The sequence below is a fragment of the Microbacterium lacusdiani genome (assembly GCF_054779895.1).
On sequence record NZ_BAAGXJ010000028.1, the window covers coordinates 36,656 to 46,576 of the forward strand.

Annotated in this window: 8 protein-coding genes and 2 pseudogenes; 4 read left to right on the forward strand and 6 right to left on the reverse strand. The window is 71.6% G+C overall.

What is annotated here, in order from left to right; genetic code table 11:
• Positions 1–50 precede the first annotated feature (50 nt).
• Entirely contained in the window at positions 51–1,505 is a 1,455-nt protein-coding gene (locus ACYVGN_RS12280; RefSeq protein ID WP_460791097.1) for a lipase maturation factor family protein, read from the forward strand.
• A 149-nt stretch (positions 1,506–1,654) separates the two neighbouring features.
• On the opposite strand, the gene ACYVGN_RS12285 is transcribed toward ACYVGN_RS12280, so the two are convergent.
• The 6 genes from ACYVGN_RS12285 to ACYVGN_RS12310 all read right to left on the reverse strand — a co-directional run bounded on the left by ACYVGN_RS12285 (position 1,655) and on the right by ACYVGN_RS12310 (position 7,580).
• Entirely contained in the window at positions 1,655–2,212 is a 558-nt protein-coding gene (locus ACYVGN_RS12285) for a hypothetical protein (RefSeq protein ID WP_055992905.1), read from the reverse strand.
• A gap of 42 nt (positions 2,213–2,254) precedes the next feature.
• Positions 2,255–2,869 carry a nucleoside deaminase gene (locus tag ACYVGN_RS12290; protein WP_055992902.1) on the reverse strand — a complete coding sequence of 205 codons (615 nt, stop codon included), beginning with the start codon at positions 2,867–2,869 and terminating at the stop codon, positions 2,255–2,257.
• Complete coding sequence (locus tag ACYVGN_RS12295; protein WP_134745812.1) at positions 2,869–3,051, reverse strand: hypothetical protein; 183 nt, start codon at positions 3,049–3,051, stop codon at positions 2,869–2,871. Before ACYVGN_RS12295 ends, ACYVGN_RS12290 begins: the two co-directional genes overlap by 1 nt.
• Before the next feature lie 196 nt (positions 3,052–3,247).
• Positions 3,248–3,445 (reverse strand): YkvA family protein, encoded by a 198-nt coding sequence (locus ACYVGN_RS12300; protein WP_460791099.1) that lies wholly within the window; start codon positions 3,443–3,445, stop codon positions 3,248–3,250.
• Positions 3,442–6,429, reverse strand: a complete 2,988-nt coding sequence (locus tag ACYVGN_RS12305; protein WP_460791100.1) for an AAA family ATPase — start codon at positions 6,427–6,429, stop codon at positions 3,442–3,444. The genes ACYVGN_RS12300 and ACYVGN_RS12305 overlap by 4 nt, the downstream gene beginning before the upstream one ends.
• Positions 6,426–7,580 (reverse strand): exonuclease SbcCD subunit D, encoded by a 1,155-nt coding sequence (locus tag ACYVGN_RS12310; protein WP_460791101.1) that lies wholly within the window; start codon positions 7,578–7,580, stop codon positions 6,426–6,428. Before ACYVGN_RS12310 ends, ACYVGN_RS12305 begins: the two co-directional genes overlap by 4 nt.
• A 151-nt stretch (positions 7,581–7,731) precedes the next feature.
• On the opposite strand from ACYVGN_RS12310, the pseudogene ACYVGN_RS12315 reads away from it, so the two are divergent.
• The 3 genes and pseudogenes from ACYVGN_RS12315 to ACYVGN_RS12325 all read left to right on the forward strand — a co-directional run.
• Positions 7,732–7,995, forward strand: a pseudogene (locus tag ACYVGN_RS12315) (NaeI family type II restriction endonuclease); the annotation flags it as partial.
• 29 nt (positions 7,996–8,024) lie between these two features.
• Positions 8,025–8,336 (forward strand): annotated as a pseudogene (locus tag ACYVGN_RS12320) (NaeI family type II restriction endonuclease); the annotation flags it as partial.
• A 182-nt stretch (positions 8,337–8,518) separates the two neighbouring features.
• Positions 8,519–9,829, forward strand: a complete 1,311-nt coding sequence (locus tag ACYVGN_RS12325; protein WP_460791103.1) for an ISL3 family transposase — start codon at positions 8,519–8,521, stop codon at positions 9,827–9,829.
• The last annotated feature ends 92 nt before the right edge of the window (positions 9,830–9,921 follow it).

Consider the following 9,921-nt stretch of genomic DNA (forward strand, 5'->3'; position numbering starts at 1 on the left):
GCCGCGTCAACCCCGGCGACATCCCCCGGCCCGCGCCCTAGCCTGGCGGCGTGGACGGGTTCGCGGCGGTCGACTTCTGGTTCGCGCGAGAGGTGCTGCAGCGGGGCATCGCCGCGCTGTACCTGATCGCGTTCCTGTCGACGTTCAACCAGTTCCCCGCGCTGCTCGGCGAGCGCGGCCTGCTGCCGTCGCCGGGGCTGCTCGAGTGGGCGCGCTCATCCGAGCGGCGCGCGAAGATGCTGCGCCCGACGCTGTTCCGCTGGGTCCGGTACACCGATCGCCGCCTGCGCGCGCTCGCGATCGGCGGGATGGTCGTCGCCGCGCTGCTCATCGCGGGAGTGCCGCAGCTCGCGCAACCGTGGGTGCCGATGCTGTGCTTCCTCGCGCTGTGGTTCGGATACATGTCGGTCGTGTCGCTCGGCCAGACGTTCTACGGCTTCGGGTGGGAGATGCTGCTGCTCGAGGCGGGGTTCCTCGCAGCGTTCCTCGGCTCTCAGGATCAGCCGCCTGCCACCCACATCATCGTCCTGTTCTGGTGGCTGCTGTTCCGCCTCGAGTTCGGCGCGGGCATGATCAAGATCCGCGGCGGAAAGGAGTGGCGCGACCTCACGGCGCTGACCTATCACCACGAGACCCAGCCCATGCCCGGCCCGCTCAGCCGCCAGGCGCACCTGCTGCCGCGCTGGTTCCACAAGGGCGAGGTCGTGGGCAACCACTTCGCGCAGCTGGTCGTGCCGTGGTTCCTGTTCGCGCCCATCCTGGGTCTGTGGCTGCCGGATGACATCCCGCAGCTGATCGGCACGGTCGCGGCCGTGATCGTGATCGGCACGCAGCTCTGGCTGATCGTGACGGGCAACTTCGCGTGGCTGAACTGGTCGACCGTGGTGCTCGGTGCGTCCGCGATCGCGGTGCCGGCCCTGCGGGCGCCGAGCGATGACCTCCCGCTGTACTGGCTCGTGATCACGCTCGCCGTGACCGCGCTCTACGCGGTGCTGAGCTGGTGGCCGGCACGCAACCTGTTCGCGCGCAATCAGCTGATGAACGCCAGCTTCAACCGCTGGAACCTGGCGAACGCGTACGGCGCGTTCGGCACGGTGACCAAGCGGCGCATCGAGTGGATCGTCCAGGGCACGCTCGACGACGACCCGATCCGCGCGAGCTGGCGCGAGTACGAGTTCAAGGGCAAGCCGGGCGACCAGCGCCGCATCCCTCGCCAGTACGCGCCGTATCACCTGCGCCTGGACTGGCTGATGTGGTTCCTGCCGCTCGGGCGGCACCTCGACGACTGGTTCCAGGCGCTGCTGGTCAAGCTGCTGCAGGCCGACCCGCAGCTGCTCAGGCTGCTGCGCCGGGACCCGTTCGAGGGGGCGCGCCCCCGCTGGGTGCGCGTGGTGTCGTACCGCTACCGTTTCGCGACGCGCGAGGAGCGGCGCGAGCACGGCGTCGTGTGGATCCGCGACCGCCGCAGGGTGATCGTCGATCCGGTCACGCTGTCGTCACGCTGATCCGGTTCGTGCTGGTTGAGCGAGCTCCAACCTCGTGCTGGTTGAGCGAGTGAAGCGCTCCAACATCGTGCTGGTTGAGCGAGCGAAGCGCTCCAACATCGTGCTGGTTGAGCGAGCGAAGCGAGTCGAAACCCGCTGAGCCTCCCCGTTCAGCCCTCGTCGACGCGGTCCCGCAGGCCGATCCGGTCCGGGATCTCGAACGCGAGCCCCGGCAGCCAGGTCTCGGGCTCGGGCCAGAGACGCGACGACGGCAGGGCCCGCAGCAGGTTCCGGATGGCCCCGTCGAGCGACGACTCCGGCGCGTGCACCGGCAGCACGCGGCGCGGCGCGCGGTAGCCGAGCGCCCCGCACCACCAGTGCCGCCAGGTGTCGGGCGCCTCCTCGGGCTCGAGCACGATGTAGTAGTCCGGCATCAGCGCGGTCCCGCCCGCGAAGTGCTCGAGCGCCTGCTGCACCTCGAGCTCGAGCGTCCCGAGCGTCGCGCGCTCCTCGAACAGCTCGACCCACGCCGCGGCGACGTGCTCCAGCGGGTCGGCGTCGTGCACGACCCACGGCCGCGATGCGGCGGCGATGCGATGGGTGGCGAGCGCCGGGTCGGAGTCGCGCAGCGACAGGGTCTCGACCCCCTCGATGCCCTCGAGGCTGGCCAGGACCTCGTCGGACGCGGATCCGACGACGGCGACGATGGTTCCGGTCGTGTTCTCCATGCCCCACTGTATGCCGGGGCGGAGCGGGTGCGGAAGGGGCTGTCAGGCGGCGCCGTTGCGGGCGTTGTAGACCGTGACGCCGCCGCCGTCGACGGCCTCGCGGTAGGCCCGGAAGACGTCGACCGCCTCGTCGCGACGCAGGTCCTGGACGACGCGGATGCCGCGCGCCTCGAACGCCCCGGCCCAGTCCGCGATCATCGGGCCCTCGTCGAACGTCGTGAGGTCCTCGCACTCGGGGCCGGAGCCGGCGATGATCAGCGTGCGGATGCCGGACCACATGGCGGCGCCGTAGCACTGCACGCAGGGGCGCCAGTTGACCAGCAGCTCGTGCTCGGCCTGGCCCTCGCCGCCGAGGTCCCACGCGCCGAGGCGGGCCTGCGCGAGCCCGAGCGCGGTCACCTCGGCGTGGCCCGAGGAGATGTTGGTCTTGAGCACGACGTTGACGCCCACCGACACGATCCGGCCGGTCGCGGTCTCGGCGACCATCGCGGCGAACGGGCCGCCGTTGCCCTCGCGCCAGTTGCGGTCGGCGAGCCGGTTGACGAGCGCCATCCGCTCGTCCCGGCTCGGGATGACGTCGGGCACGTCGGCGAGCTCGTCGCGGATCCACTCCGGCAGCTCGATCGTGAACCGGGTCGCGAGGGGCGGGAAGTCCATCAGTCGTCGCCTCCGCGGCTGAAGATCCAGTTGAGGATGAAGAAGACGATGATCGCCACGACGACGACCGCGCCGAGCTTCGCCATCCAGTACATGAGCCGGAACATCAGTTCGACGGTGAACCACGCGATGACCACCGCGACGAGCACGCCGAGGATCGTCCAGATCGAGCTGACCTTCATGCTCCCCACCCTAGTTTCGCCACGTTTCCGCTTTGTTGCTGGTTGAGCGAGCTCCTCCGGTCGTTGAGCGGAGCGAGCGCGGCCTCCCCGGTCGTTGAGCGGAGCGAGCGCCAGCGAGCGGAGACGAAACGGGCTGAGCGAGCGAAGCGAGTCGAAACCTTCGAAGCCTCCCGCGACTCACACCCCACCGCCCCCCTCACCCCCGATCGGTCGGCTTCCGCTTCGCGCTCGACCACAGCCGCCAGGCGCCAATCGCCGCGCCGACGATCGCGACGGCGTCGTCGCCGAGCCCCAGCGGCGCCAGCACATCCGGGATGAGATCGATCGGCGAGACCCCGTAAAGCAGCCCCGCGACGCCGACCAGCACGGCACCGGCGACCTTCCGCTTGTTCATGCCGCTCCCACCCCGATGTCCTGGACGACCCGGCTCCAGCCCTGCGGCGTCTGCTCGACGCGCAGCTGCGCGGGGATCTGCTCCTTCATGGCCTCGACGTGGCTGATGATGCCGACTGTCCGCCCGCCCTGCCGCAGCTCGTCGAGCGTGGCCATGGCCGTGTCGAGGGTCTCGGCGTCGAGCGACCCGAAGCCCTCGTCGATGAACAGCGTGTCGAGCCGGATGCCGCCCGCCCGGTTGGTGACGACCTCCGCGAGGCCCAGCGCGAGCGCCAGCGACGCGAGGAAGGTCTCGCCGCCCGAGAGCGAGTGCGGCGGGCGGGCCCGGCCGGTGTAGCGGTCCATGACCTCGAGGCCGAGGCCCGACGCCGCCCCGCGGGCCGCGAGGGCGTCGGTGTGCTGCAGGCGATACCGCTCCCCCGACATCTCGCCGAGCCGGATGTTCGCGGCCGCGACGATCTCCTCGAGCTCGGCGGCGAGCACGAACGTCTCGAGCTTCATGCGCTTGCTGTTGTGCGCGCGGCCCGCGACCGTGTCGGCCAGGCGCCGGATGCGCGCGGCCTCGGCCGCGAGGTCGGCGATCTGGGCGTGCAGGATGGCGACGCGCTCGACCGCGTCCTCGAGCGTGCGGGCGCGCTGCGCGGCCGCGGTGTGCGCCTTGACCGCGTCCGACCACGCAGCCTTGGCCGTGGCGACCGCCTCGGCGCTGGCGGCGGTGTCGACGGGCTCGTCAGGCAGCACCTCGAGCTCGAGGTCCATGAGCGTGGCCTTCGTGCTGGCGAGCGCGGTCTCGTGCTCGCGCACGCGGGCGTCGAGGGCCTCGCGCGCGGCGGCGTCGCGCAGGGCGGCGAGCGCCTCGGCGGGCGCGGCGAACCCGGCCTCGTCGACGGCCGCCTGCAGCAGCTCGGCGGCCTCGGCCGCGGCGGTCTCGGCGCGCGCGGCCTCGCGCTGCGCCTCCGCGTAGGCGGCGGCGAGGGCGACGAGCCGCTCCTCGGACCGGATGCGCGCGCCGACGGAGTCGGCCGCGCCCCGAGCCTCCGCGACGGCGGCGCGGTTCCGCTCGAGGGTCTCGGTGGCGGCGGCGATGCGCGCCTCGAGCTGCGTGCGCTCCGCGACCAACGCCTCGGAGCGTGCACTGTGCTCACGCGCCTCGGCCTCGAGCGCCGCCCGTTCGGCTGCCAGCGCGTCCTTCTCCGTCGCGGCGGCTTCGGCCGCGGTGAGCTCCTCGCGCCTGGTCGCCAGCTCGGCCTCGAGCTCCTCGGCCGCGCGGCCGCCGGCGTCCTTCTGCGCGTCGGCGTGCGCGCGATCGGCGGCGGCCAGGGCGGTGTTCGCGGCCTCGTACGCGGCGGTCGCGGCGACCCGCGCGGCGTCCGCGACCTCGATGTCGTCGACCGACACGGCGTCGTCCCCGCGGGTCGCGGGCGCGGGGTGCTCGGTCGAGCCGCACACGGCGCAGGCCTCGCCCTCCACCAGTTCGGCCGCGAGCTCGCCGGCCATGCCCGCGAAGCGGCGGCGCTGCAGGTCGGCGAGGTGTGCCTCGGCCTCGTCCTTGCGCCGCTTCGCCTGCTGCAGCGCCTCGAACGCCTGCCGCTGCGCCTCGGCGAGGGCCGGGATCGAGCGCGCGGCCGCGAGCTGGGCCTCGAGCTGCGCGACGGCGGCGCGCAGCGACTTCGCGTCGGCGGCGAGCGCGGTCGCGGCGTCGAGCGCATCCTGCACACGCTTCTGCTCCTGGGGCAGGGCCTTCCCCCGCTCCTCGAGCTCGGCGGCGCGCGCCGCCGTGGCCTCGGCGTCCGCACGCAGGGCCTCGAGCGCCGCGGCGTCTGCGTCGAGCCGCGCCTCGATCTCGCCGAGCGGGCGCCACGCGCCGATGCGCTGCTGGGCCTCGGCGACGAACGCGTCGAGCGCCGCCGGGGCGTCGTCGATCTCGGGACGCTGGGCGTCGTCCCATGCCGCGGCGGCGCTGTCCTGCCGCGCGGCCGCGGCGTTCACGGCGGCGAGCGCGCGGGTCGCCGCGTCCTTCGCCCCGCGCACGGGCTCGGCCCGCAGGGCCGCGTCGCGCTCTGCGCGGAGGCCGGAGATCTCGTCCGCACGCTGCTCGAGGGTCGCGAGCGTGGCGCGGGCCGCGTCGCGGCGCTGCTGCTTCTCGCGCTGCGAGGTGCGCTCGGTGTGGAGGCTCTCGGCCGCGGCGAGCGCCTGGGAGGTCTCGCGCTCGGCGGCGTCGGCGCTCTCGGCGAGGTGACGCGCAAGCAGGGCGGCGCGGCCGATCCGCTCGATCCGCTCCTCGAGGGGCGGCTCGCCGTCGACGGGGTCGACGAGGCCCTCTGCGACGCGCTCCGCTTCGCCCAGCTGGGCGGTGAGGGCGTGGCTGCGGCGCTCGACCTCAGCGAGGGCCTCCTTGCGCCGCTCGTCGAGGGCCTTCTCGTACTCCTCGAACCGCTTGGTGCCGAACAGCGTGCGCAGCAGGGCCTGCCGCTCGTCGTTCCTGGCGAGCAGGAAGCGGGCGAAGCGGCCTTGCGCGAGCAGGATGACCTGCAGGAACTGCTGCTGCGTGAGCCCGATGACCTCGTCGACGAGCGTGGCGACGTCCACGGGTCGCGCGGCGCGTCCGATCCATTCGCCGTCGACCCGCTCGAACATGCGGGCTTCGGCCTTCTGCGGTGTGAGGCCGTCGCCGCGCTTCTTGGGGCGCTGGAACTCGGGGCTGCGTTCGATGCGCCAGGTGCGGCCGCCGGTGGTGAACTCGAGGGCGACCTCGGTGGGGTCCTCGGGGTCGGCGTGGTCGCTGCGCAGGCGCTTCTCGCCGTCCTCGTAGCGGGGCGCGGAGCCGTAGAGCGCGAAGCAGATGGCGTCGAGGATGCTCGACTTTCCGGCGCCGGTGCGGCCGGAGATGAGGAAGATGCCGTCGGCGGCGTATGCGTCGAGGTCGATTGTCTGCCGCGAGCGGAACGGGCCGAAGCCCTCGATCTCGACGCGGTGGATCCTCATGCCGACACCTCGGCGAGCGTGCGGCCGGCGACGACGTCGGCGATGAGCTCGCGCTCGTCGTCGGTCGCGCCCTCGCCCTCGCGCACGAGAGTGAGGAACGTGTCGATCAGCTCGGGGTCGCTGGTGGTCTGCTGCACGCGCGAGCGGTAGCTGAGCCCGTCGTCCGCGGCGCGGTTCTGCGGGTCGGGCTGGATGGTGGCGCAGTACGGGAAGCGCTGCTGCAGGCGGCGCATGGGCTCGGGCTGCGGGGTCGCGTCGGTCAGCACGGCGCACACCCACGCGTCGACGTGCGCGTCGTGGGCGGCGTCAGTGAGCAGCTCCTCGAGCGTGCCGCGCAGGGTGACGAGCGGCCGCGGAACCGGGAGCTCGAGCCACTCGACGTTCGCGAGCCCGTCGGCGTCGAGGTCGACGAGCCACGAGCCGCGCGGCTTGTCTGCCTCGCTGAAGCTGTAGTGCAGCGGGGCGCCGCTGTACCGGATGTGCTCGGCGAGGCGCGAGCGCCCGTGGATGTGGCCGAGGGCGATGTAGTCGGGCCCGTCGAACGCCGACAGCGGCACGACGTCGAGCGATCCCTGCCGAATCTCACGCTCCACGCCGTGCGACGGCTCGACGCCGGCGGCGAAGCAGTGCGACACGACGACCGATCGCCCGCCGCGCTCGGCGCGGTCCGCCTCGACGAGCCCCATCGCGTGGGTGATGGAGTGCTCCTGCGTGCGCAGCGCGGCGCCCGTCCAGATGCTCCGCACGACGATCGGCTCGAGGTACGGGATGCCGTAGAAGTGCACGGGTCCGTGCGCGTCGTTCAGGGTCACGGGCGTGCCGACGCTCGCGGGGTCGGTCACGACGTGGATGCCGTCGCGCAGCAGCGGCGCGAGGAACCCGAGCCGAGCGGCGTTGTCGTGGTTGCCGCTCGTCACCACGATCTGAGCGCCCGTCGCGCTGAACTCGCGCAGCACATCCGTCAGCAGCGTGTAGCACGCGGCCGCCGGCGTCGCGGAGTCGAACACGTCGCCCGCGATCACCACGACGTCGACCTCATGCTCCCGCACCTGCTCGGTCAGCGTCGCGAGCACACCGCGCAGCGCATCGAGCGTCTGGTGGCCGTGAAACGACCGCCCGATGTGCCAGTCCGAGGTGTGCAGGATCCGCATGCCTCCACGGTAAGGACGGGGTGGGACATTGGCCGGGAGGACCGCCGACATGCCGCCGGTCTGACTAGTCGGACCGCTGAAGGCAAGAAAACAACACGGCCCGTGACGGGTGCGTAATCTCGTCGACTGGTAGATCCGCCACTCGGCGCACATGGTCGACGCGAAGTGGAGCCAGCGAGTTTGGCGGATGGATGCTTCCCCGGAGGTGGTGGACCACATTTGCTCTCGTGGCAACAGGCGACGGCAGCAGGTCGGTGTGGTCTCGGGGTTGATCCGAGCGCGTCCCGAGCACCGTAGCGAGGGGTCGAATCGGGATGAGAAGAGCCCGCTGAACAACCCCGGCCGCGATGCCGCCCGCTGGCTGTGGCGTGACGCGCTACTCAGACCGAATGTCTTGCTGCTCGATCGCTCGGCCGTTGAGGAGGTTCCCGCCCTGAGGGCGGAACCAAGCGAATCGACGAGCTCTTCAGAGTCGCGGAAGGCCGCATCGTCCCCCGCGGAGCCATACTCACCGCCGCACGACAGCTCGACGCCATGTGCCGAATCCGCGGCGGACGCGGCGGCTCCCGTCGCTCTCTCGCACCTGAGCGGCCCCTGATCCTGAGCGGCGAGTACCACCCGCGCATCGCGCGCGATCTCGGTGCGCCGATCCCGAAGCGCGATAAGTTTGTTGCAGTCCGAGTCCTGCCGTCGGGCGCGGAGCCCCGGGGGCTCATCGACGGCGAACTCTGGCGGCTCCCGCGGCCAGGGAGATGATTTCGCGAGTCGGCTCGATCGCTTTCATACGTAGAGATCACGTACGCGCCAGAACACGCGGAGTAAACGGGCTCATCGCATTTGAGCGTGTAGCGGTTTGAGCGTCGCGGTGGCCGGGTAGGCGTCGAGGTCTCCCGGAAGATGGAAGTTCCTACGCTCGCCATCTCAAGAAGACCTCGACGGTGATCAACGCTACATTCGCGACCCCGGACCTGACCACGTTCTGCCGCCTGGACGAGCTCGGCCTCGAAGCCGTCGGCCAGCACATCACTGCCGATCGCGCGGTGATCGAGTGCCGCCTCGCCGAGGTCGACCCGTGGTGCCATGGATGCGGCGCCGAGGCGACCCCGCGTGGGACGGCGGCGCGCTGGCTGGCACACGAGCCGTTCGGGCACCGCCCGACGACAGTGCTGCTGCGCGTTCGGCGGTTCCGCTGCTCGCCCTGCGGACGGTTCTGGCAGGAGGACACGCGCCGGGTCGCCGAGCCGCGCGTGAAGCTCACGCGGCTCGCCATGGTCTGGGCGCTCACTGCGCTGGTCGTCGATCACCTCACCGTCGCCCGCGTCGCCGCGGGCCTCGGCGTCTCCTGGCACACCGCCAACGATGCCGTCCTCGCCGAAGGACGTCGCCAGCTCATCGATGATCCGGGCCGGTTCAATGGCGTCCGTGTGCTTGGCGTCGATGAGCATGTCTGGCGTCACACGCGGGCCGGGGACAAGTACGTCACGGTGATCATCGACCTCACCCCGATCCGCGACGGCACCGGCCCTGCACGGTTGCTGGACATGGTCGAGGGTCGCTCCAAGCTCGTGTTCAAGACCTGGCTCGCGGAGCGCCCCGAGAGCTGGCGGGAGCGGGTCGAGGTCGTCGCGATGGACGGGTTCACCGGGTTCAAGACCGCCACCACCGAGGAACTACCGAAGGCGACGGCGGTGATGGACCCGTTCCACGTCGTCCGTCTCGCCAGCGAAGCGCTGGATGTCTGCCGGCGCCGGATTCAGAACGACATCTTCGGACGCCGCGGCCGCAAGAACGACCCGCTCTACAAAGCCCGCCGCCTGCTGGTCACGGGCGAGAAGCTCCTCACCGAACGACACTGGCTGCGCCTGGAGCTCCTGTTCGCAGACGACAAGCATGCGCCGGTCGAGGCGACCTGGGGCGTCTACCAGCAGATGATCACCGCCTACCGCACCCCGAACCGGAAGGTCGGCAAGCAACTCATGGAGGCACTCATCGACAACTTCGCCACCGGCATCCCGGCCGGGCTCGCCGAGGTCCGCCGCCTCGCCGCCACGCTCAAGAAGCGTCGCGCCGACATCCTCGCGTTCTTCGACCTCCCGGGCTCCAGCAACGGCCCGACCGAGGCGATCAACGGGCGTCTCGAGCACCTGCGCGGCTCCGCACTCGGCTTCCGCAACCTCGCCAACTACATCGCGAGATCCCTACTCGAAGCCGGCGGCTTCAGACCCCAGCTACACGCTCAAATGCGATGAGCCAGTAAACGGCGCCTGGACCTGGGCTGACCCCGTTTCGTAGGTCCAGTCGTTATGAGAGTCGTCCTGTTGTCCGCGGTCGCGGGCAGGGA

What these genes read in the sequence shown, in the direction of transcription:
- ACYVGN_RS12285 (WP_055992905.1), bottom strand. Translation starts at nt 2,212, where the DNA reads ATGGAGAACACGACCGGAACCATCGTCGCCGTCGTCGGATCCGCGTCC.
- ACYVGN_RS12290 (WP_055992902.1), bottom strand. Translation starts at nt 2,869, where the DNA reads ATGGACTTCCCGCCCCTCGCGACCCGGTTCACGATCGAGCTGCCGGAG.
- ACYVGN_RS12295 (WP_134745812.1), bottom strand. Translation starts at nt 3,051, where the DNA reads ATGAAGGTCAGCTCGATCTGGACGATCCTCGGCGTGCTCGTCGCGGTG.
- ACYVGN_RS12300 (WP_460791099.1), bottom strand. Translation starts at nt 3,445, where the DNA reads ATGAACAAGCGGAAGGTCGCCGGTGCCGTGCTGGTCGGCGTCGCGGGG.
- ACYVGN_RS12305 (WP_460791100.1), bottom strand. Translation starts at nt 6,429, where the DNA reads ATGAGGATCCACCGCGTCGAGATCGAGGGCTTCGGCCCGTTCCGCTCG.
- ACYVGN_RS12310 (WP_460791101.1), bottom strand. Translation starts at nt 7,580, where the DNA reads ATGCGGATCCTGCACACCTCGGACTGGCACATCGGGCGGTCGTTTCAC.